Origin of the sequence: Pseudoalteromonas sp. S3178 (genome assembly GCF_005886985.1) — a bacterium.
Taxonomy (GTDB): Bacteria; Pseudomonadota; Gammaproteobacteria; order Enterobacterales; family Alteromonadaceae; genus Pseudoalteromonas; species Pseudoalteromonas carrageenovora.
Map to the genome: position 1 here is coordinate 1 of NZ_PNCW01000276.1, position 210 is coordinate 210.

Genomic DNA, 210 nt, shown 5'->3' on the forward strand with positions numbered 1-210 from the left:
ACGCCGATCATTTTTAGAGCAACACCGCAGTGGTTTGTGAGTATGGATCAGGCTAACTTACGTCAAGACTCTTTAAATGAAATCGCCAAGACGCAATGGCTACCTGAGTGGGGCGAAAACCGTATTGCAAACATGGTTGAAGGACGTCCTGACTGGTGTATCTCTCGTCAACGTACTTGGGGAGTGCCAATCGCACTATTTGTAGATAAA

General features: G+C 46.2%; 1 protein-coding gene. It reads left to right on the top strand.

Annotated elements, in window-relative coordinates; genetic code table 11:
• Nucleotides 1–210: class I tRNA ligase family protein (locus tag CWC11_RS20950; protein WP_138684185.1), on the top strand; the 210-nt coding region annotated here is incomplete at both ends.